22 protein-coding genes are annotated in these 20,831 nt (G+C 37.0%); 13 read left to right on the forward strand and 9 right to left on the reverse strand.

Translation table 11 applies throughout. From position 1 onward, the window contains the following. The 4 genes from tnpA to hypA all read right to left on the reverse strand — a co-directional run. The coding region (gene tnpA / locus BM377_RS12360) for an IS200/IS605 family transposase (RefSeq protein WP_143104488.1) at nt 1–192 on the reverse strand (192 nt) is incomplete at its 3' end. 182 nt (nt 193–374) lie between these two features. Then, nucleotides 375–1,793 (reverse strand): sensor domain-containing diguanylate cyclase, encoded by a 1,419-nt coding sequence (locus BM377_RS12365; RefSeq protein WP_092248856.1) that lies wholly within the window; start codon nt 1,791–1,793, stop codon nt 375–377. 77 nt (nt 1,794–1,870) lie between these two features. Continuing rightward, entirely contained in the window at nt 1,871–2,818 is a 948-nt protein-coding gene (locus BM377_RS12370; protein ID WP_092248859.1) for a GTP-binding protein, read from the reverse strand. 71 nt (nt 2,819–2,889) lie between these two features. Beyond that, the gene (gene hypA, locus BM377_RS12375) at nt 2,890–3,240 is read right to left on the reverse strand and encodes a hydrogenase maturation nickel metallochaperone HypA (protein ID WP_242948170.1); all 351 of its coding nucleotides are present in this window, start codon (nt 3,238–3,240) and stop codon (nt 2,890–2,892) included. A gap of 101 nt (nt 3,241–3,341) precedes the next feature. Between hypA and BM377_RS12380 the strand changes: the two genes are divergently transcribed. After that, the gene (locus BM377_RS12380; RefSeq protein ID WP_092248862.1) at nt 3,342–3,557 is read left to right on the forward strand and encodes a hypothetical protein; all 216 of its coding nucleotides are present in this window, start codon (nt 3,342–3,344) and stop codon (nt 3,555–3,557) included. Nucleotides 3,558–3,584: 27 nt separating this feature from the next. On the opposite strand, the gene BM377_RS12385 is transcribed toward BM377_RS12380, so the two are convergent. Both BM377_RS12385 and BM377_RS12390 read right to left on the reverse strand, forming a co-directional pair. Then, on the reverse strand, nt 3,585–4,886 hold the full coding sequence (locus BM377_RS12385; RefSeq protein WP_092248865.1) for an ATP-binding protein: 1,302 nt from the start codon (nt 4,884–4,886) through the stop codon (nt 3,585–3,587). A 38-nt stretch (nt 4,887–4,924) separates the two neighbouring features. Beyond that, a complete protein-coding gene (locus BM377_RS12390; RefSeq protein WP_092248867.1) occupies nt 4,925–6,091 on the reverse strand; it encodes a replication initiation protein in 1,167 nt (388 codons plus the stop codon). Between the two features lie 2,227 nt (nt 6,092–8,318). Here BM377_RS12390 and BM377_RS12400 point away from each other — a divergent pair. Continuing rightward, nucleotides 8,319–9,167, forward strand: coding sequence for a ParA family protein (locus BM377_RS12400; RefSeq protein WP_092248873.1), 849 nt, complete (start codon nt 8,319–8,321; stop codon nt 9,165–9,167). Then, nucleotides 9,167–9,709: a hypothetical protein gene (locus BM377_RS12405; RefSeq protein ID WP_092248876.1), complete on the forward strand. Its 543-nt coding sequence runs from the start codon at nt 9,167–9,169 to the stop codon at nt 9,707–9,709. The genes BM377_RS12400 and BM377_RS12405 overlap by 1 nt, the downstream gene beginning before the upstream one ends. Nucleotides 9,710–9,778: 69 nt before the next feature. Here BM377_RS12405 and BM377_RS12410 read toward each other — a convergent pair whose 3' ends face one another. Together BM377_RS12410 and BM377_RS12415 are read right to left on the reverse strand one after the other, a co-directional pair. Further along, a complete protein-coding gene (locus tag BM377_RS12410; protein WP_022766405.1) occupies nt 9,779–10,063 on the reverse strand; it encodes an HU family DNA-binding protein in 285 nt (94 codons plus the stop codon). A 152-nt stretch (nt 10,064–10,215) separates the two neighbouring features. Then, entirely contained in the window at nt 10,216–11,586 is a 1,371-nt protein-coding gene (locus BM377_RS12415) for an MATE family efflux transporter (RefSeq protein ID WP_242948171.1), read from the reverse strand. A gap of 148 nt (nt 11,587–11,734) precedes the next feature. Here BM377_RS12415 and BM377_RS12420 point away from each other — a divergent pair, with 148 nt between their 5' ends. Beyond that, nucleotides 11,735–12,679 carry a type I phosphomannose isomerase catalytic subunit gene (locus BM377_RS12420; protein WP_092248879.1) on the forward strand — a complete coding sequence of 315 codons (945 nt, stop codon included), beginning with the start codon at nt 11,735–11,737 and terminating at the stop codon, nt 12,677–12,679. 7 nt (nt 12,680–12,686) lie between these two features. On the opposite strand, the gene BM377_RS12425 is transcribed toward BM377_RS12420, so the two are convergent. Next, the gene (locus tag BM377_RS12425; protein WP_092248882.1) at nt 12,687–13,535 is read right to left on the reverse strand and encodes a MerR family transcriptional regulator; all 849 of its coding nucleotides are present in this window, start codon (nt 13,533–13,535) and stop codon (nt 12,687–12,689) included. A 146-nt stretch (nt 13,536–13,681) separates the two neighbouring features. Between BM377_RS12425 and BM377_RS12430 the strand changes: the two genes are divergently transcribed. Genes BM377_RS12430 through BM377_RS12470 form a run of 9 tightly spaced genes read left to right on the forward strand, consistent with a single transcriptional unit; the run spans nt 13,682 to nt 20,822 of the window. Then, nucleotides 13,682–13,903 (forward strand): acyl carrier protein, encoded by a 222-nt coding sequence (locus BM377_RS12430; protein WP_120658750.1) that lies wholly within the window; start codon nt 13,682–13,684, stop codon nt 13,901–13,903. An 18-nt stretch (nt 13,904–13,921) separates the two neighbouring features. Then, a complete protein-coding gene (fabK, locus tag BM377_RS12435; RefSeq protein WP_092248888.1) occupies nt 13,922–14,851 on the forward strand; it encodes an enoyl-[acyl-carrier-protein] reductase FabK in 930 nt (309 codons plus the stop codon). A gap of 13 nt (nt 14,852–14,864) precedes the next feature. Then, nucleotides 14,865–15,794, forward strand: coding sequence for an ACP S-malonyltransferase (gene fabD, locus BM377_RS12440; RefSeq protein ID WP_092248890.1), 930 nt, complete (start codon nt 14,865–14,867; stop codon nt 15,792–15,794). Further along, a complete protein-coding gene (fabG, locus tag BM377_RS12445) occupies nt 15,794–16,534 on the forward strand; it encodes a 3-oxoacyl-[acyl-carrier-protein] reductase (protein ID WP_092248893.1) in 741 nt (246 codons plus the stop codon). The genes fabD and fabG overlap by 1 nt, the downstream gene beginning before the upstream one ends. After that, nucleotides 16,527–17,762, forward strand: coding sequence for a beta-ketoacyl-ACP synthase II (gene fabF / locus BM377_RS12450; RefSeq protein ID WP_092248896.1), 1,236 nt, complete (start codon nt 16,527–16,529; stop codon nt 17,760–17,762). The genes fabG and fabF overlap by 8 nt, the downstream gene beginning before the upstream one ends. Nucleotides 17,763–17,774: 12 nt before the next feature. Next, entirely contained in the window at nt 17,775–18,203 is a 429-nt protein-coding gene (locus BM377_RS12455; protein ID WP_092248899.1) for an acetyl-CoA carboxylase biotin carboxyl carrier protein, read from the forward strand. Between the two features lie 11 nt (nt 18,204–18,214). Further along, nucleotides 18,215–18,655, forward strand: a complete 441-nt coding sequence (gene fabZ / locus BM377_RS12460) for a 3-hydroxyacyl-ACP dehydratase FabZ (RefSeq protein ID WP_092248902.1) — start codon at nt 18,215–18,217, stop codon at nt 18,653–18,655. A 1-nt stretch (nt 18,656) separates the two neighbouring features. Further along, a complete protein-coding gene (locus BM377_RS12465) occupies nt 18,657–19,985 on the forward strand; it encodes an acetyl-CoA carboxylase biotin carboxylase subunit (protein WP_092248905.1) in 1,329 nt (442 codons plus the stop codon). A 3-nt stretch (nt 19,986–19,988) separates the two neighbouring features. Beyond that, nucleotides 19,989–20,822, forward strand: coding sequence for an acetyl-CoA carboxylase carboxyltransferase subunit beta (locus BM377_RS12470; protein WP_092248907.1), 834 nt, complete (start codon nt 19,989–19,991; stop codon nt 20,820–20,822). Nucleotides 20,823–20,831 lie beyond the last annotated feature (9 nt).

Raw genomic sequence — 20,831 nt, forward strand, 5'->3', positions numbered from 1 at the left:
AAACATATGAATGTGATCCGGGCATGCTTCGGCTTCAATTATCTCTATTCCCTTCCGCTTGCATAACTCACTTAGTATATGCCCTATATCTGCTCTTATTTTTCCGTATACTACTTTTCTACGAAACTTGGGAGCAAATACTATATGATACTTACACTCCCATGTTGTATGTGCTAAACTGTTTTTATCCATCTATGGATACCTCCTAGGTATTATTTTGTGCGGTTGGCGAACCTGCACTTCATTATATACCTTGGGGGTTTTTTACTTGAAGCTAAAGCTTTCTGGGGACACACCTGCATAGCAGGTGGTTTATTTGTATCGCCGATACAATAAAAAAAGGGTTAAAACCTCTTGTTTTAACCCTTTTTATTTTACTTTTTTTCAACTTTATCGCTATGCCTTCGACCATGTTTCTTATAGTATGAAGCTTTATCTTCATACATTCTTTCATCTGCCTGCTTGACGGCAATATTTATCTCTTTTGAATCATCTATCCAGATTGCACCGATTGCTACAGAAATATCCTCTGTCTTCGTTTTAAGCTTGCTCACCTGATTATCAAATTTCTCTTTAGTAATCTCAGGTATTATTGCCAGAAATTCATCTCCACCTATCCTATAGCAGTACTTACGTTTGAAGACAGACGCAAAAATATCAGCCGTTTTCTTAATTCGTTCATCTCCTGCATCATGGCCTTCTGTTTCATTAGTGGTCTTCATCCCATTAATGTCCAAATAGCAAACACCCGCCATTGTCGATACTCCCGATAAAACAAGGAGTGTCTGATTTAGGGCATATCTATTGCCAAGTCCCGTGAGAGCATCATGACTTCCCAAATAAGTCATTTCTTTTGTCAAAGCACGATTTCTCATCTCATATGATATAAAAATCGCAACCGACTCCATAACTTCACCGACATTTAACGGTAAGCCTTCGGCGTAATTGTCAGCAACAAGATATCCTATGACCTCATTATTATCTTTCATAACAGAAACGCTGTACCTGGAAATACTTCCATCAACGATACTGTTATACAAATCTTCATTCAGCTTACTGATAACCGAACTGTCTTTTACCAGAACGGTATTCTTATCTCCCAGCTGTTGATTCCATAATGATATAACATCGACTTCTTCAAAAGTTTTTCTCCCGGGCAAATTTAAGGTTCTCGCTCCGGCATTATTGAACCATTCATGAGTATCGGTTACTTTCTTATCTTTTACTTCGATTACACCTACTCTATCTGCTTCAATAGTCTGTCCAAGTAGCATAAGTACCTTTTTGACGCCCTTTCCAAACTCAGCAGAAGAAAGCGCAGTGGCACAATCTATTATCAATTTGCTTGTATTTGATGCGAGCTTAATATTATCTTCGCTCTTCTTTACTCCCGTAACGTCATGAAAAACAAAAGCACAGAATCCTTTTTTATATACAGGAACCGACCAGAATTCCAGCCATTTATCAAACTGAGTATTATAAGTCCTCACTTTAGATGACTGTCGTAATATTGCTGCTTGATAACTATATTTAATCCAATCCTCATCTCTGTTGGTTACGGTTTTATAGTATGTGTTTCCAATTAGATCCTCTACCGGTATCCCGACAAGCTGTGAATACTTTTCATTGGTGAAAAGAAACAGCATATCTTTTACTGTGCCAAAAGGATCGGTCAATACTTTAAAAATACAGCAAGCATCCGGGAGATCCTTAAGCATATATATTACATCGTTGGCTTCTATGTTATCTAACGAGGAATATGAAATTTTCCCTTCCTTACTGTATTCTGTCATTATTGTCTCCTGTATACAGTCAAAATGTTAACCTTATAACATGAATTATACTATAAATATTAACGTTTTGCACCTATTCAGATAGACGGCTCGCCGATATATTTTTTTAACCTATCTTTATTCAAAGCCTCTCCTATCACAATTAGAACTGCTCTTTCTGTTTCTGATTCACCGATCATAAGTTTAGTTCTTGTTGCATTTATCTCCGTTTTCTTTATTCCTCCTGTGTCTATAAACCCTTTAATTCTTAGTACATTTCCGCATTTCTGATCACCAAAGATCATTTTTACTGCTTTTTCAAGCTCATTTATAGGCATATCAAAATCAAAGTAAAATAACGTTTGATATGCATCTGCATTTTCAAATGCTCTTTTTACATATTCAGCCTTTCGATAACCTGCCCTTGCGATTAGATCAAAATCCTTATCTCTTAAGTTGTCCCAAGCTTTAGCAATTATATCTTTTTCATCTATCTTACGATTACATGCAAATTCTTCTATTGTTTTATTCAGTAAGTCAACTATCTTGCCTTTTTTGTAGGTATTCTCATCATTTATTTTACTAATTATTATTTTTCCGGCACTCACTGCTTCAGACATAAGCATATATCTGGATGCTTTAGATATATTATCCTCCGTTTCGGCATCCAATATGCATATAATGTTATTCATTTCATACCATCTGTCCAAAGGCTCTTCGTATAGGGTGTCAAAAAGCTCATCCGGATCAAATATTCCTGACGGTTCGATAATAACTCTATCGTATCCGCTCATTCCCATTGCAATGAGTTTTGTTTTTAATCTTCTTTTATGTGCCTCGGCTCCATCACCTCCTACTATCATTTCCAGATTGCAATTATCTCCTGCAATTTCATTAAGGAGCACCATATCTACATTTATTGCTCCAAAATCATTTTCTAATATGCATATCTTTTCACCTTTATTTATAAGATACTTGGCATATTTTTTTAAAAAGGTCGTCTTTCCGGCTCCTAAAAAGCCTGTGATCAAATCTATTTTTGTCATCATTCCTCCGTCTTTATTTAAAAAAGAGGTCCTAATCGGCCTCTTTGCATGTGTTATATAACATATATTAGTTATTCATCTTCTATAACAACATTTTTTAAAACTACTCCTTTTCCTTCAACAATGTGTGCCTTTCTTCCTCCGCAGTTTGGACATAAATATCCATTATTTTTATCCGGGTAATATTCACTATTACACTCTTCACACATAGCCTTTACCGCAGTTTCTTCACAAATCAGTTCCGCGCCTTCCAACATGGTTCCTTTTACAGCTGCTGGAAAATATTTATGCATGTAATAAGGCAAAACTCCGCTCGTCTTTCCTATCTGAACTGTTATGCTTTTTACTCCGGATGCATTGTTTTCTTTCGCTACATCAATAGCCAGTGCAACCATCTTAGATATATAACTCATCTCATGCATTTTTTATTCCCATCATGTTATCATTTTTTTATTGTCATTTTATCATCATTTTATTGATTATATAGCGATATCTGGGATAATAATATTATAGGAGAATGCTTATGTCTCACAATGTTGTAAAAATCTGTATGGGTTGCGGAAGAACATTTATAGCAAGAAACAGCGGAATGGCATTTTGCTGTAAAGCATGTAAAAAGCGCTACTCATATCACTATACCTTCAAATGTAAGGACTGTAGAAACGCCGCATGTGAAGTTCGTAATGAACAATTACAAGGATGCGCGTTTGACTGTCCTAACTTAAAATGGAATCCGTAACCTCTTTGCTTATCTCAAAGAGGTTTTTTATTTGCCCAAAAGATGATTGATAAATTGCTGAGCCGTTCTTCCTGATACTCCTCCGTGATTTAATTCCCATCTATCCGCTTCAAGGCATAGTTCTTCTTTTTCCATATTGATGCCGTTTTTCTTCGCTAGTTCGTTTACTATTGTATAATACTCTTGTCTAGAAGGTTTATAATATCCTATTGTTACACCAAATCTATTGGCAAGTGACAGTTTCTCTTCCATAGTATCTGATCTATGAATATCTCCGTCTTGTTCAACATCTCTTCTATCATTCCAGGTTTCACGAATAAGATGCCTTCGATTCGACGTTGCATAAATAAGAATATTGTCGGGCTTCGTCTCTACGCCTCCTTCTATTACAGCTTTCAGGAATTTATAATCTGATTCATCTTCTTCAAAAGACAAATCGTCCATGTAAATAATAAATTTGTAATTCCTGTTTTTTATCTGTGATATTATCTGCGACAACAACTTGAATTGATATTTGTAAATCTCTATCATTCTAAGACCATCACCATAAAACTCATTAACTATGGCCTTTATGCTGGTAGATTTACCTGTTCCACTATCCCCAAAAAGAAGAACGTTATTTGACTTTTTCCCTTCAACAAATGCCTTCGTATTGGCAATAAGCTTCTGTTTCTGAATTTCATACCCCACAAGATCATCAAGAACAACTCTGTCCATGTTGTTTATTGGAACAAATTCTATCTTCCCGTCATTGTGTTCCCTTAATCTAAACGCCTTATTTAATCCGAAAGCGCCTACACCAATACTCCTGTAGAACTCGGTTACCCCTTCAAAAAAACTTTCATCTGAATTTGCTTTTCTCAAGACCTCTGCAAGATAGCCCACTTTTTCACTGACATTTTTATTGTACATAAGCTCAGGTTTTTCTATGGCTTTATAATTCGTAATACATGAAAAACAATCTATTCCAAGCGCGCTCTCTATTTCACTAAAATCATAGTTAAAAAACTCTCTAAATGCATGAAAATCACTAGTGGCAAAATGGTTAACACTACCCTCTCTGCTACCAACCTTCTCGCATGTAAGGCTAAAAGGATTTTCATCCATGATCAAAAGATATGTAAGATAACTTTGCCACAAGTTTTTATCAAATGCACAAGCTGTTGCTAACTCCAACAATCTTTTTACTTGCTTGAAACATCTTGATATAAGATTTTCTTTATTATAGTCCTGACTATGAAGATCTCTTGAAACACGAGAAAGCTCCATTAGTATGGAATCTTCCGGTAAATCCCCATATATCAACAGCTTTGCAACTATTTTTTCCATTTACCCTCCATGAATGTCATATATATGTTATATAACATTTAGTTGTCTAATAATTTTCTCTCCAGTTCTGCAAAATCGTCAACTTGTCTTTGTTCAAAGTTATTAAATGAATTTTTGGGTCTTATCTGCTTTTTGGGAACATTTGCATAGTACTCGTTTCTCACACAATCAATCATAAAAGCAACAGGAACCTCCACCGTTGTATTGTAGTTAAGCATATAATCATATGCTTTTTTTATTTTATCTACGTCATATTCTGCAGCTTCGGCAATCTCTCTGATTTCTCTTACTTTAAAATAATCCAGCATAAATTCAATAAGTTCATCCATGACCTCATCTTTATTGATTTCTTTATTTACGCTGACTTTTTCTTCATTACCCTTTTTATCAACATAAAATCTGATTCCTACAGTTTTTCTTCCGCTTTTTATCGGTTCATAATCAATAATAAGACTTGTCTTTTTATTAAGCTCTTCCTTTGCTTTGCTGAGGACATTTCTATTGAATATTTTGTATTCCTTATATTTTGTCTGCCCGGTTTTCTCAACAAGCTCAGCTACTCTGTCATAATCAGGATACTCTTTTTCAAGCTCTGTCTTTATCTTGTTATCTCCACCTGAGTTTATGATTCCCAGTTCTAATTTTAGTTCAGTAAGATCATACTCAAAAACCTGCGCCCCGGATCCTTTCGTTATTGCACTCTTATAATCCAAAGCAGATTTAAGCATCTCATATAGGCGCAAAGAATAAACACTCTTCAAACTAAGTGTTTCTGCTAAGCTTAAGACAGTATAACCCTTTTTCAGATTGACTATCTTATCAGTCAAGGAATTATTATATCGCAGTGTCAGCGTACCATTCTTAAATGATGCATCGGTAACGACCTGATGAGCCTCAAGCTTTCCGTTCTCTTTATCCTTGATCAAAAGATTCCAGTCAAAAATTGTAGCTCCTTTTATCTGCCTGTCGCATAATGCTTCTATGTGCTCGTATAACGATCCGGAACTTGATTTAAACATTTTTCTTAAATCTGTTCCATAAATAGTCGCTACTACATTATTTGTATCATCAACTTTTATATGTTGCATTCCTATAGCAAATAGTTTCTGGCTTAACGCAGTTCCTTTGCCCATAGCATTTATCAGCTCATTTGACTTATTATAAGTCTTGCTCAAAATAAGCTGCTCTCTTTTTTCTTCGCGCATAATTTCCCCTATCATTTACTGAAGATAAATATACATTCCTTTTTTGCTCACCCTTTGTAAAAAAAGGAATTCCCTTTTATGCTACTTTTAACTCTATTATATTCCTTTTTCGTTCACCTTCAAGTTTTTTTACTATATTTAGGGGTCATGTGTAAACTTAACCGCTATAATTTGTTTTTGCCCATTGACCATATCGGTCTGCGCTATTGTTCCCTTTTCAGTCACTTTTTATTCCTCTTTACTACCTTGAAAATTGTTCGAATTTATATATTCCATTACTTTTTCTATATTTCATATAATTTTTGATTTATTATTCTTATTAAATTAGCACATACATGCTGTTATTACTTATTTTGTTCCCTTTTTTATCACTTTAGACACTCCTTTTAGTCCTTTTTCTCTTATAACATTGTCTTTTTTTGCTTTTCTTATATATATTCCCTTTTTAGTCACCTTTCTTCCCTTTTTATACACTTTCAGATTTCCATGTATTTTACTCTTCTGTATTATCCTGTATTTTAGCTTTTTTTGGCTTTTATACCCGGGACACATCATTTCCCTTTTTAGTCACCTCTTATTCCATTTAACTTATCTCTATATCCTCTTTTCTAGCACTTTTACATATATTTTCCTGTTCCCTTTTTTATATCCTTATATTCCCTTATTCTTTACCTCAGATTCCTCTTTTGGTGTCTTATCTTTCCCTTTTTTGTTCCCATAAATCTTTTAACTCCTGATGGTTGCTATGTTTTCAGGCCATATTAATTAATAATCAATTGTAGTTATATATAAAACTAATAAACAACCCTCTTTTGTTGTATAAAAATATCTTAAGATCATAGTTATTAAACAAACTATAATTATATATTTTATACGGTAGCATAAAAAAAGAACCGGTACGATTTTGTATCAGTTCTTTGATATTACGTATAAAGTTTTTATTTTTACACATATCTTTTGATATTAAATCCAAATATAATTACTGTGCTTTTTCTATATACTTAAACTCGATTTTATATTAACATTATTACTTATGCTATTTTGTTAATGTATTTTGTTATCTGAAATATGTAAAAAGTTTAATATAAATACACAACAAACGTTACGCTAGCATTGACTTTTCGGGTCGGTTTTTTCTTCAAAATGCTATCTCTTCTGGTTTGGTTGCGCGCGTTATTAAATCTAGAATTAATATTATCTAATTCCTCTGATTTTTTCTTCTCTTTTGGATTTTTTTATTTTGTTATAATATTTAGCTTGCGCAAGAGAACTTGCAATATTTAGCTTTTTATTTTCATTATCTTGTGTTGATTGTTTTAAAATGTCGTAAACACTGCGTTTTGACGTATTTCTAATTATTGCATCATAGTGATTTGCTTTATATGGTTCTGGGTGCCGTTTTAGCTTACTATTATTGGCCGGGCATTTAAATTGCAATCTGATGGCTATTGCTTAAAATCGCTCTATATCTTGACTTATTTTATTTTTCTTTTTATGTAGATCAAAGATGTCTTTACTCTACCGGTTGTGATGCTTTGCTCGCACTTATGTCTTTTATATATAGGTATTATATTCATTATACATTATATCTTTGATATCTATATCATTTATACTTTATCACATATCTATAACATTTACAATATCTATTATCTTTAATCTATTTATCCCATTTATATCATTTAATATATATTCCATATATATAGTATATATATAATCCAATACATTTAACCTATATAACATATCTATAATATAAAACATATTTTGTATATCTATACTTTTGCCTTTTTTTCATAATAATACAGACATATATAACATATATACTACATATATTATATTTGCCATCACAATATGTTTTCCCTATCTATAGTATGCTAAACATGCTATTAACTAGTACGGTATAATAGATTACTGAATAATTATATTGAATATATAACATATATGCGTTATGTAATAAAATGAATATTTTTGAGAGTGCTAAATAGTAGGCATAACATAAATAATACATATAAGCTATATAACAAAGATAACATAAATAAATAAAATATAGGATATGACATATAGATGTAATAGATTATAATAGTATATTAAAATAAGTATATGAAAAGAAAGAATAATGTTATATAATACATATACATTATGAATAAAATGTGCTTATAGAAAATTAAATAAAAAATATATGATATATAACAAATATAAAAGACAATAGAATAAACGACCAGGAGGAGATATGCGAATTATAGCTTTTAGTAATCAAAAAGGTGGCGTGGCAAAAACGACATCAAGTTATGCGATGGCGGTTGGCTTAGCGAAAAGAGGATATAAAGTATTGGTTGTTGATGCTGACCCCCAAGAAAACTTATCAATGACAGCCGGAATAGATTTAAATGAGATCGATCCGGATCCCGAGGAAATAGAAAGATTATCGGAAGAACAACAAGAATACTTTTATAGGAATGTTCCTGCAAAGCTATTTGAGGTTATGGAATCAGAAGTCGACAAAAAATCAGCAAAAAAGGATATTAATAAGGCGATAATTCCCATTGCTGAAAATTTAGACTTAATCGTTGGGGGAATAGACCTTGCATCGGCGGATATGACTTTTAATAATATAGGCCGTGAAAGGTTAATGGAAAAAGCATTTGGGAAACTAAATAAGGAATATGATTTCTGTGTTTTTGATTGCAGCCCGGCACTTGGAGTAGTTCTTATGAATATATTAACCTTGGCGGATGAGGTAATAATACCACTTGAGCCAGGGGCTTATTCCTTACAAGGGTTATCAAGACTTTATAAATTTATCGGACAGATACATGATTATACAAATGATAGACTAAAGGTAGACGGAATACTTGTTACTAAAGTAAGAAAAACAGCTAATTCCAAGATATGGATCGGAGATATAGAAGAAAAGGCTAAATTGCTAGGAACGAAGGTATACAAGTCAAGAATAAGGTTAAATGTATCAGTAGAGGAAGCACAGACAATGAGAATGGATCTGTTTGAATATGCAAGCGGTTCATCTGCGGCAAGAGACTATGATGATTTTATCGATGAATTTTTAGAGGAGGATAAGTGATGGCAAGTAAAGCAGATCTTTTAAAAAAGAGTGTAAATAAGACCGGAAAGGGATTATTTGCAGGAATGACTCCTATAAAAGAAGAAACGGAGAATAAAGAGAAACAAAAATCAATTGAAGAAAACGCCGGCAGGATAGAGCCTCAGTATAAGGAAATAGGGAAAGAAGCGGAAAAAGAAATTGTTGAAGTGATAGATCCTAAAAAGGAAACAGCACTTGATGAGACAAAAGTTATAAAAGAAAACAAAAAAGAGCCCAGCCCTAGGGAGATGGTAGAGGAGATTCTTAGACAAAACTCCGGTACAAAAGAAAAAAAGACAGTTACAGGCGAGAAACCGGAGAAAACAAGCAGGTATGAGAAAGAGAAGTTTTTGCTTCTTGATATCAGAGGATATAGAGATTATGTTGAACATATGGCCAAAGCAGCAAATATGTCAGCAACAAAATATATCAGGAGCTTGATAGAGCAGGATATGGAACAGAATATGGATATCTATGAAGCACATAAGGCATTGGAAGAAAGACTAAAAAAGAGAAAATAAAAAGCAAAAAAAGAACTGTAAGAGAATAATGAATATTCTCTACAGTTCTTTTATTATATACAGATGATATTATTTCTTCTTGCCGTTAACAGCATCCTTAAGAGCCTTGCCGGCTTTAAACTTAGGAACTGTAGCAGCGGGGATCTTGATTGCAGCGCCAGTCTGAGGATTCTTACCTGTTCTAGCTGCTCTCTTTGCAGTCTCAAAAGTACCAAAGCCTACGAGCTGAACTTTGCCCTTTTTCTTAAGCTCTTTTGAAACAGCATCTGTGAAAGCCTTTACAGCCTTCTCTGAATCCTTCTTAGAAAGACCAGTCTCTTTTGCAATAGCATCAACAAGTTCTGTCTTATTCATGGTATAATACCTCCCTCAAATTGAGTATTTTTACTACTATTCATGATTTTACAACGTTTTTATGCGCCTTACAAGAGTTTTGGCTCGAAAAATCGCCAAAATTTGTAGCGTTTTTTAGTGCACAATACTGAAAAACCGCATGAATAATGTCTTTATAACGTGGCGAGGGTGGTTTTGTACAGTTTTTTGAATAGTATAACAGATATGGTGAGCGAAGCTATCTCTGCTATTGGGAAAGCAAACCAAACTAAATTGAGGTTGCCTGTTTGAGCCAATAACCATGCAGCAGGGATGAGAACAACAAGCTGACGGCCAACAGAAACGGCGAGAGAATAGGTTCCTTTGGAAAAAGCCTGGAAAACAGATCCCATAGCAATACAAAGACCTGCAATAGGAAACGAAAGGCTTATTATTCTAAGCGCAGGTTTACCAATAGCTGTCATTTCAGAAGATGAATTGAAAAAGCCGAGTAGTGTAGCGGGGAATATCTGAAACACAAGGGTTCCGGTAAGCATAATTGATACAGCTAAAACAACAGCAAATCTAAGAGCTTGATTTATTCGTTCCTTATACTTGGCACCATAGTTATATGCAAGAACAGGAATAAGACCGTTGTTTAAGCCAAACACCGGCATAAAGAAGAAACTCTGAAGCTTAAAGTAAACACCAAAAACCGCGGTGGCGGTTGATGAAAACATACCTAAAATAAGATTGATCATGTAAGTCATCACAGAACCAATAGACATCATAAGTATTGAAGGTATTCCGACATAAAAGATTTCTTTAATCGTGGAAAAAACAGGAGTGGTGATATCTTTAATAGAAAGATGGATTTCTGTATTGAATTTTAAATTGCATAAAAGACCAATCATGGCAGCAATGAACTGGCCTAATATGGTTGCATAAGCAGCACCGGCAATTCCAAGTGTGGGAAAAGGTCCGATGCCAAAGATTAGAAGTGGATCAAATATGATGTTAATAAGTGCACCGGTTGCCTGCGAAATCATGCTATAGAAAGTTTTTCCGGTAGACTGAAGCAGACGTTCAAAGATCATTTGGAAAAAAAGACCTAAAGAACAGCAACTAATTATCTGAAGATAAGTTGCCCCGTATGAAGATATTGTTGCAGATGTAGTTTGAGTACGAATAAAAGCGGGTGCAAAAAAGATGCCTATAATAAGAAAGACGAGATAGTTGACAAACGTAAGTAAAATGCCCATATTTGCGGCAGAATCTGCTTTATCAAATTTTTTTTCACCTAAAGAGCGCGAAAGTAGAGCATTTATACCGACTCCCGTTCCTGAACCTAAAGCGATCATAAGATTCTGCATGGGGAAGGCCAGAGTTACGGCTGTAAGCGCATCTTCTCCGGCAGTAAGTGATTCACCTACTATATTTGATACGAAGATACTGTCCACAACGTTATATAAGGCTTGTACCAACATTGAAATCATCATTGGCAAAGACATAGACAAAATAAGCTTTTTTACCGGCATAACACCCATTTTATTTTCTTTATTCATTGTATTCCCTCTTTATTTAATATGTGAGAAAGTAGTATAACACGAAAAAAAGAGATAATCTACTTATAAAAAGAATGACATAAATCAATAAATATGTATATAATTCATAAGATAAGATTATTATAGTGAATAAAAAAGGAATATCATAATGGGAATATATAAATTAAAACCTGCTTGCAAAGACTATATTTGGGGTGGAAATCGTCTGGTTAATGAATATGGAATTGAGTGTGACGGAGAAATATGTGCAGAGGCATGGGTTCTTTCTTGCCATAAAGACGGCAGTTCAAGGATAACAAGTGATATTCAAAAAGATAGACTGTTTTCGGAGTTTATAAATGAAAATAAAGCTGTTTTAGGAACTAATTGCGAAAGATTCGATGATTTTCCTATTTTAATCAAGCTTATAGATGCAAAAAAGCCATTGTCAATTCAAGTACATCCTGATGATGAGTATGCCCTGAAGCATGAAAAGCAGTTTGGAAAAACAGAGATGTGGTATGTGATTGAGGCTGATGAGGGCGCTTTTTTGTATCAAGGTTTTGAAAAACATATAGATAAAGAAGAATTTGAGCGACGAATTAATGATAATACTCTTACAGAAGTTTTGCATAAGAAGTATGTAAAAAAAGGAGACGTGATTTTTATAGCTCCCGGAACGCTTCATGCAATCGGTGAAGGAATTATGGTTGCCGAAATACAACAAAACTCAAACGTTACTTATAGAGTATATGATTACGGAAGATTAGGGCCTGACGGAAAGCCAAGGGAATTGCATATTTCAAAGGCGCTTGATGTTACAAAGCTTGAGCGACCGACAGATACTGTTTCTAATAGCGGACACTTGGCTACATGTGAGTATTTTTGTGTCGACAAAATTACCGTCAAAAAGGAGGCGGTATATCATGGAAACGCCGGAAAGGAGTCCTTCGTTAGCATTCTTTCTATCACAGGAAACTGCACTGTATCAACAGACACAGAAGCGATTTCCATGAAGAAAGGTGATTCATTATTTATTGAAGCAGACACCGGCAAGTACGAGATTGAAGGTGATGCAGAAGTGATCATAACTTCAATTCCGTCAAAAGCATGAAAACATATTATTCTACGCAGATAAATAAGTATTTAAAGTAAGAATGAGTTTCTTCTTTGTTATACAAGTTTATTAAACTTATAGAATATAGATCAGAGCAGGCTTTTAGCCTGTTCTTTTTTATATATGAAACCATCTTTCTGTATGTTTTTTCAATTGCCGGAGAATGATGGTCGTGATAGCAGCATACAGTCTTTGCGCTTGGAAGCGGAAAAGAGGACTCGTTATCGGCGGGGAGGAACGATAAGCTGATTATATTATTATAAAGATAATTTTTATTAACAAGATCTTTGTATTTAATCGTTACTCCTGAGGGAAACGTTGAAAGTGTATCATTTTCTTTCACCCTAGACATGTGATTGGAGATGTCATGTGCAATATCAGCCGCGTGATGTGCATCAGATTTGTTTTCGATGGGGGTTGTCGTCACACTTATTTCCGGAATGTCATCCATAAAAGGCTTATCCGGGCCGTGATCCTCGTATTTATCCAATATCCACATGCCCAGGTGAAGGGCGCTGATTTTTTTATTAATGGAAAAAAGTTCTTTTTGCATGTCTAAGATTTTAGAATTAACCAAATTGGTGATACTTTCTTTGGATGAATTATAAATTATGTTACGGATTTCTTTGATGGAACAGCCTGTCTGGCGCATGGTTGAGATAAAATAAAAAGAACTTATCTGGGAAGCAGAATAGTAATGATATCCGTTATCGGGATCGATTCTTGGCTTAATTATGTTCTGTTCATAATAGTATCTTAAAGTGTCTCTTGTTGTACCACATAGTCTCGCAAACTGGCTTACGGTGAGCGTATATTCTAAATCGTCATCTTGAAAATTCTGAAATGTTGTCATAAAAACCCCGCTAAATTGATTAATTTTTTTCTTGACCTGGGGGTAACCCCCAAGATTATTGTAACAAAGAATTATAATAAAACAACCCTATGACATGTGTGTAGAGCATATGTATGGGAAAAGTGAGAATTAAAGGAGATAAACAAATGAAGGACGTAAAGGGAACAATAATTCGTATAATCGCAGAGTATCTTGATAAAGAGGAGTCAGAGATCAAGTCTAGCGATACATTTACAGATATCGGTCTTGATTCACTTGATATCATGGAGCTTGTTATGCAGATGCAGGAAGAACTTGATTGCAAGATCGAGCTTTCTCAGGAAATCACAACAATTGATAAGCTTGTTGAGCTTATTGAGAAGCAGTAATCCTCTGGAGGGATTGAAATGAATAAGAACCCGGTATGTGAATTACTTGGAATTAAATACCCTGTTATTCAGGGAGGAATGGCGTGGATAGCAGATGCTCAGCTTGCAGCAGCTGTATCCAACGCAGGTGGGCTTGGCCTTATAGCAGCAATGAACTCAAATGGGGAACAATTGCGAGCACAGATTAAAGAGGCTAAGAAGCTCACGGACAAACCATTTGGCGTAAACTTAATGCTTATGAGTCCATACATCGATGAAGCAGTAAATGTTGTATGCGAGGAAGGAGTATCTGTAGTTACAACTGGTGCAGGAAACCCGGCAAAGTATATGGAGCAACTAAAAGCTTCTAATATTAAGGTTATCTGCGTAGTAGCCAGTGTTGCCCTTGCAGTTATGGTTGAAAGAATGGGCGCCAGTGCGGTTATAGCAGAAGGATGCGAGTCCGGAGGCCATGTCGGAGAGACAACAACTATGGCGCTTGTTCCGCAGGTTGTAGATGCGGTCAATATTCCGGTCATTGCAGCAGGTGGAATTGCGGATGGCAGAGGAATGGCTGCAGCATACATGCTTGGAGCAAAAGCTGTACAGATGGGAACAAGATTCCTGACAGCCAAAGAATGCAACGTTCATGAGAATTATAAAGAAAAAGTCCTTTCGGCTAAGGATAGGGACACCATCGTTACCGGAAAGACACTTGGACATCCTGTAAGAGCACTCAAGAACCGCATGACAAGGGAATTCCAGAAAAAAGAGAGCGATCCCGCGACAACACAGGCAGAGCTTGAAGCAATGGGTGCAGGTGCACTTAGAAAAGCAGCCATAGAAGGCGATGTTAAGTATGGTTCATGTATGTGTGGACAGATCGCCGGCCTTGTAAACAGCGAGAATACTTGCGAAGAAATAATAACAAGCATCTGTAGCGAAGCGGCAGCACTTATGGGTGCATAATTTTGGAGATAACATGGGAAAAATAGCTTTTTTATTTGCCGGACAAGGCAGTCAATATGCAGGAATGGGAAAAGATCTATACGAGAATGTACCGGAGGTGCAGAGTCTTTTTGACAATGCAGAAGGAGAAAGACCCGGAACACTTTCCCAGATGTTTGAAGGAACAGAAGAAGAACTGAAAAAGACAGAAAATACTCAGCCTTGCCTTTTTTTGGTTGACTTAGCATGTGCTATGGCACTGGAAAAAAATGGAATAAAGCCTGATGTCGTTGCCGGTTTTTCACTTGGTGAGGTGGCGGCTATGGCTTCATCCAAAGCGCTTTCCAACGAGGATGCGTTTAAGCTTGTGTGTAAGAGAGGCCAGCTGATGCAGAAGGCATCGGAGTCAATTGATGGCGTGATGATAGCTGTAATGAGGATGGACAAAGAAGAACTTGTTCAGTTATGCAGTGAGTATGGAGTGTATCCGGTAAACTTCAACTGTCCCGGACAGATTGTCGTGTCAGGAGAGGCCGAAAGAATTGAAAAGTTGAAAGAGACACTTACCGAGAAGAAAGTTCGTTTTGTTCAACTTGCGGTAGGTGGAGCGTTCCATACACCTTATATGAAGGGCGCTTCTGATGGATTAAAAGAGGAATTGGCTTCAGAAAAGTTATATAACATAAATAAACCATATATCTTTCTTTATGCTAATAAGACTGCAAAACCATATCCAGATAACAGAGAAGGAATGGTAGAGACACTTACTGACCAGATTTCAAACAGCGTTAAGTGGGAGGAGACACTTGCAAACATGGCGGAAGATGGGGTTGATACTTTCATTGAGTGTGGTCCCGGTAAGACCTTATCAGGTTTTGTAAAAAGAACAGTTCCGGAAGCAAGAATATTTAACGTATGCGATCTGGATTCATTGAAGCTTACTATGGAGGGAATGACTAAATAATGCTTACAGGGAAAGTTGCGGTAATTACAGGCGGAACACGTGGTATAGGAAATGCAATTGCCAATTTGTTTGCTAAAAACGGAGCATCACTTGCAGTAATTGCCACAAGAGATAACGAAAGGGCTCAAAAGGCCATAAATACAATTAAAGAACTTGGGGCGGATGTAAGACTTTATGTATGCGATGTAAAAGATGCAGAGCAGGTCGAATCAGTTTCTGAAGAGATACTTGCTGATTTCGGAAAAGTAGACATTCTGGTAAATAATGCAGGAATAACACGCGATAATCTTCTTCCAAGCCTGAGTGTTATGGATATTGACGATGTAATTGATATTAATTTAAAAGGCACGATGTTTGTAACGCGTTCGTTTATAAGAAGTTTTGTTAAGCAGCGCCACGGAAACATCATAAACATTAGCTCGGTTGTTGGGCTAATGGGAAATAAAGGTCAGACTAATTATGCTGCATCTAAGGCAGGTATCGTTGGATTTACAAAGTCTGTTGCCAAAGAATACGGCAGACGAAATGTGAGGTGTAATGCTATAGCCCCCGGATATATTTCTACTGAGATGACAGAAGAACTCAGTGAAGCACAGGTATCCGAGCTTAAAGCTCAGCTTCCGCTCACAAGACTTGGATTACCTGAGGATGTAGCTAATCTGGCATTGTTTTTAGCTAGTGAAAATTCTTCTTATATCACAGGGGAAGTAATCAAAGTAGATGGAGGCATGTATGTGTAGAGTAGTAGTTACAGGAATGGGCGTTATATCCCCTGTTGGAAATGATATAGATACTTTTTGGGATAGTTTAAAAAGCGGAAAATGCGGTATCGATACAATAAAAAGATTTGATGCATCAGGCCTTAAGGTAAACCTTGATGCAGAGGTCAAAGATTTCGAGCCGAAGAAATACTATGACACCGTTCAGGAAATAAGAAAATCCGATCTTTTCATGCAGTATGCAATGGCTGCATCCAAGCAGGCTGTTGAGCAGAGCGGAATATTAGATAGTGATATTGATAAGGAGCGTTTCGGCGTATATATCGGATCTGGAATTGGTGGAATTAATACAACAATCAGAGAGACAAATAAGCTTAACGAAAAAGGACCTGAGATGGTATCGCCTTTTTTTGTTCCTATGATGATAGGAAACATGGCGACAGGTGCGGTATCAATCAAGTTTGGTGCTAAAGGCCCCACACTCCCTATTGTGACAGCATGTGCCACATCAACTCATACTTTGGGAGAGGCATATAGAGCGATCAAGCATGGCTACGCAGATTCGATCATTGCGGGCGGAAGCGAAGCGTCAATAAATGAACTTGCTATGGCCGGATTCATCAATTGCCAGGCACTTAACCTGTCAGACGACCCCAATTGCGGAAGTCTTCCTTTTGATAAAAGAAGAGCCGGATTTGTAATGGGCGAAGGTGCAGGAATCCTTGTTCTTGAGGAATATGAGCATGCTAAGAAGCGTGGAGCTAAGATATTTGCTGAAGTTGTAGGTTATTCAAATACAGCGGATGCATATCATATTACTGCACCGGATCCGGAAGGTGACGGAGCGGTTCGAGCAATCAGAGCAGCGGTCAATGAGGCTCAGATTGGTGATAATGATGAGATTTACTTTAACGCACATGGAACAGGAACACATCTTAATGATGCAATGGAAACAAAAGCGATCAAAGATGTCTTTGGAAAAAGAGCGTATGACATTCATATAAGTTCAACAAAGTCAATGACAGGACATATGATGGGCGCAACCGGCGCTGTTGAGGCGATTGCATCAGTTCTTGCTCTTGAAGAGGGGATAATCCCTCCGACAATTAATTACAAGGAAAAAGATGAAGAGTTAGATCTTGATTACACACCCAACAAGGCTGTATCAGCTAATGTCACTTATGCCATCAGCACATCACTTGGATTTGGCGGACACAATGCTTGTATCGCATTTAAGAAGGTTAACTAAGAGAGGGCGATTATGAATTCATTACAGGATTATAAGGAGCTTTTTTCACAATTAAATCTTACGGAATTATCTGTTGAAGAAGGCGATTTCAAGCTTTTTATCAAAAGAGAAGTTTCTGCTCACGCAAATCAAGTGATTGCAGATACAGCTAATGTTGTGATTCCTCCGGTAGAAAAAAAGGCTGAGAATGAAGCGCCGATTAAAAAAGTAGAGGGAACAGAAGTAAAAGCTCCCTTGCTTGGAATTTTTTATGGTACAGTAGGAGACCGTCCCGCATTAAAAGTCGGAGACAACGTAAAAAGCGGTGATGTTCTTTGCACTATCGAAGCAATGAAAATGATGAATGAGGTAAATTCGCCTGTTGATGGAGTTATAAAAGCAGTTTGTGTCACAGAAGGAACTCTTGTTGAGTACAACCAGACGCTTTTTGTTATTGGATAAAAGAGGTTTTTATGAACAGAGAAGAGCTTAAAAATATACTTCCGCATAGAGAGCCAATGCTTCTCGTGGATGAGGCATATTTGAACGAAGACGGTACTGCTACAGGATATTATCAGGTTCGCGGAGATGAATTCTTTTTACAAGGACATTTTCCGGGTAATCCTATTGTTCCCGGAGTTATTCAGTGTGAAATGATGGCACAGTCTGCATGTATCATGTTCGAGGAAATGATGAATAAAAAAGGCTGTATCCCCGTTTACACGGGGCTTGATAAGGTGAGATTTCGCAATATGGTCAAGCCCGGAGACAGGGTAAGGATAGATACTAAGCTTATCAGGTCTTTTCATCCTATGTATGTGCTTCATGGTGAGCTTACGGTTGATGGTAAGAAGTGCATGAGCGGTGATTTCTCTTTTGCGATCACCGGCGAAGGTGACAGTAAGGAGGCATAATATGTTTTCTAAAATTCTTATTGCTAATCGTAGTGAAGTGGCGGTTCGAGTTATAAGAGCCTGCAAAGAAATGGGTATTGAGACAGTAGCGATCTACTCTGATGCGGATGCAGATGCGCTCCACGTCGAGATGGCAGATGAAAGCTATTGCATTGGCGGTCCGCTTGTAAAAGACAGCTATCTCAATATGGATGTGATAATCACACTGGCGCAGGCGGTTGGAGCGGAAGCGATTCATCCGGGTTATGGAATGCTTTCAGAGAATCCGGAATTTGCAAGAAGGTGTGAGGAAAATAATATTACACTTATAAGCCCCGGCGCAGAAGTTATGGAGAAGATGGGACAAAAAGAGATTGCAAGAGAAGTTGCAAAACTTGCCGGAGTCCCGATTACGCCCGGAAGCGATATTTTGAAGAATGATAAAGATGCAATCAAATGGGCCAAAAAGATAGGCTATCCGGTTATTTTAAAGGCAAGAGCAGGTGGCGGCGGAAAAGGAATTCGTGTTGTAAGGGAAGAGAGCGAGTTGATTTCCGCGCTTGAACAGGTAAAGAAAGAAGCCAAAAACTCTTTTGCCGACGATGCGGTTTTTATGGAGAAATACCTTGAAAACGTTAAGCATGTGGAAGTACAGATTCTTGCCGATAAGAACGGAAAAGTAGTTATCCTTGGCGACAGAGATTGCTCTGTGCAGAGAAAAAATCAGAAGCTTATAGAAGAATGCCCGGCACCTGTTTTGCCGGAAGAACTTAGACAGTCAATGTATGAATCGGCAAAAGCGCTTGCTAAAGCTGTAGGATACGTGACCGTAGGCACAGTAGAGTTTCTTGTAAAAGATAACGCATATTATTTTATGGAAATGAATACCAGACTTCAGGTTGAGCATTCTGTTACAGAGATGGTATGCGGAATAGATATCGTTGAGTGGCAGATAAGAACTGCAGCGGGAATAGAGATTCCTTTTGATCAAAAAGATATTGCTCATAGTAAGCACGCGATTGAATGCAGGATATGTGCTGAGAATGCAAAGGATTTTACTCCTTCAACCGGAAAAGTAGAGCTTTTGCATATCCCGGGAGGTGTAGATGTAAGATTTGATTCTGCATTATACCAAAATTATGAAGTTACACCTTTTTACGATTCAATGCTAGGAAAACTCATTGTATGTGCAGACACCCGAGATGGTGCGATCAGAAAGATGAAGAGTGCGCTTTCTGAGTTTGTTCTTGTTGGAGTTGAAAATAACCGCGAGATGCATATGAAATTTATGGAAAATGGCGGATTTGTCATCGGAAATTATGATACAGGTATATGCCAAAAGGTTTTGTGATAAATGGAATTAAGAAATCTTTTTTTAAAAGCAAATAATGAGCTGGAATACAGCGGAAACAGAATTCGAAGCAGAAAAGTAACTTGCAAAAAATGCCAAAAGGAAGTTTCTGTAGCAAAAATAAGAAAAAATAACTTCGTATGCCCTAATTGTGGGCACTACTTTACCGTCAGAGCAAGGCGAAGGATTCTTATGCTCACGGATAAAAGAAGTTTTGTTGAGTTGTGCAGGGAGTATGAATCCAAGAATGTACTTGGCTTTCCTGAGTATGACAGCAAACTTCAGGCGGCGAAAGAAAAAAGCAGAGAAAATGAAGGCGTTATCTGTGGAGAAGCAACAATAGGAGGCCATTCATGCTGTATTTTTGCCATGGATGCTAATTTTATGATGGGTTCCATGGGTGCAATTGTGGGAGAAAAGATTACAAATCTTTTTGAATATGCCACGGAAAAATCTCTTCCTGTTATCGGGATCACTGTTTCAGGCGGAGCGAGAATGCAGGAAGGAATGATCTCGCTTATGCAGATGTCTAAAGTTTCCGCAGCTGTAAAACGTCATAGCAACAATGGGAACCTTTATATAGCTCTTTTGACCAATCCGACTACCGGTGGCGTTAATGCCAGCTTTGCTATGCTGGGAGACATAACACTTGCTGAGCCGGATGCCAGAATTGGATTCGCTGGACCGCGCGTCATAGAAAAAACACTCAACAGGGCATTGCCAAAAGGATTCCAGAAGGCAGAGCGCGTGTTGGAGTGTGGTTTTATTGATGCAATTGTTCCGAGAGATCAGCAGAAGGCATATCTTGAAAAGATTCTTAAGATACATAATTGCTGAAACATGACA

It is taken from the genome of Butyrivibrio sp. INlla21, from assembly GCF_900116875.1.
Taxonomy (GTDB): domain Bacteria; phylum Bacillota; class Clostridia; order Lachnospirales; family Lachnospiraceae; genus Butyrivibrio.

Coding starts and splice junctions, on each gene's coding strand:
- BM377_RS12365 (WP_092248856.1), bottom strand. CDS start 1,793: ATGACAGAATACAGTAAGGAAGGGAAAATTTCATATTCCTCGTTAGAT.
- BM377_RS12370 (WP_092248859.1), bottom strand. CDS start 2,818: ATGACAAAAATAGATTTGATCACAGGCTTTTTAGGAGCCGGAAAGACG.
- hypA (WP_242948170.1), bottom strand. CDS start 3,240: ATGCATGAGATGAGTTATATATCTAAGATGGTTGCACTGGCTATTGAT.
- BM377_RS12380 (WP_092248862.1), top strand. CDS start 3,342: ATGTCTCACAATGTTGTAAAAATCTGTATGGGTTGCGGAAGAACATTT.
- BM377_RS12385 (WP_092248865.1), bottom strand. CDS start 4,886: ATGGAAAAAATAGTTGCAAAGCTGTTGATATATGGGGATTTACCGGAA.
- BM377_RS12390 (WP_092248867.1), bottom strand. CDS start 6,091: ATGCGCGAAGAAAAAAGAGAGCAGCTTATTTTGAGCAAGACTTATAAT.
- BM377_RS12400 (WP_092248873.1), top strand. CDS start 8,319: ATGCGAATTATAGCTTTTAGTAATCAAAAAGGTGGCGTGGCAAAAACG.
- BM377_RS12405 (WP_092248876.1), top strand. CDS start 9,167: ATGGCAAGTAAAGCAGATCTTTTAAAAAAGAGTGTAAATAAGACCGGA.
- BM377_RS12410 (WP_022766405.1), bottom strand. CDS start 10,063: ATGAATAAGACAGAACTTGTTGATGCTATTGCAAAAGAGACTGGTCTT.
- BM377_RS12415 (WP_242948171.1), bottom strand. CDS start 11,586: ATGAATAAAGAAAATAAAATGGGTGTTATGCCGGTAAAAAAGCTTATT.
- BM377_RS12420 (WP_092248879.1), top strand. CDS start 11,735: ATGGGAATATATAAATTAAAACCTGCTTGCAAAGACTATATTTGGGGT.
- BM377_RS12425 (WP_092248882.1), bottom strand. CDS start 13,535: ATGACAACATTTCAGAATTTTCAAGATGACGATTTAGAATATACGCTC.
- BM377_RS12430 (WP_120658750.1), top strand. CDS start 13,682: ATGAAGGACGTAAAGGGAACAATAATTCGTATAATCGCAGAGTATCTT.
- fabK (WP_092248888.1), top strand. CDS start 13,922: ATGAATAAGAACCCGGTATGTGAATTACTTGGAATTAAATACCCTGTT.
- fabD (WP_092248890.1), top strand. CDS start 14,865: ATGGGAAAAATAGCTTTTTTATTTGCCGGACAAGGCAGTCAATATGCA.
- fabG (WP_092248893.1), top strand. CDS start 15,794: ATGCTTACAGGGAAAGTTGCGGTAATTACAGGCGGAACACGTGGTATA.
- fabF (WP_092248896.1), top strand. CDS start 16,527: ATGTGTAGAGTAGTAGTTACAGGAATGGGCGTTATATCCCCTGTTGGA.
- BM377_RS12455 (WP_092248899.1), top strand. CDS start 17,775: ATGAATTCATTACAGGATTATAAGGAGCTTTTTTCACAATTAAATCTT.
- fabZ (WP_092248902.1), top strand. CDS start 18,215: ATGAACAGAGAAGAGCTTAAAAATATACTTCCGCATAGAGAGCCAATG.
- BM377_RS12465 (WP_092248905.1), top strand. CDS start 18,657: ATGTTTTCTAAAATTCTTATTGCTAATCGTAGTGAAGTGGCGGTTCGA.
- BM377_RS12470 (WP_092248907.1), top strand. CDS start 19,989: ATGGAATTAAGAAATCTTTTTTTAAAAGCAAATAATGAGCTGGAATAC.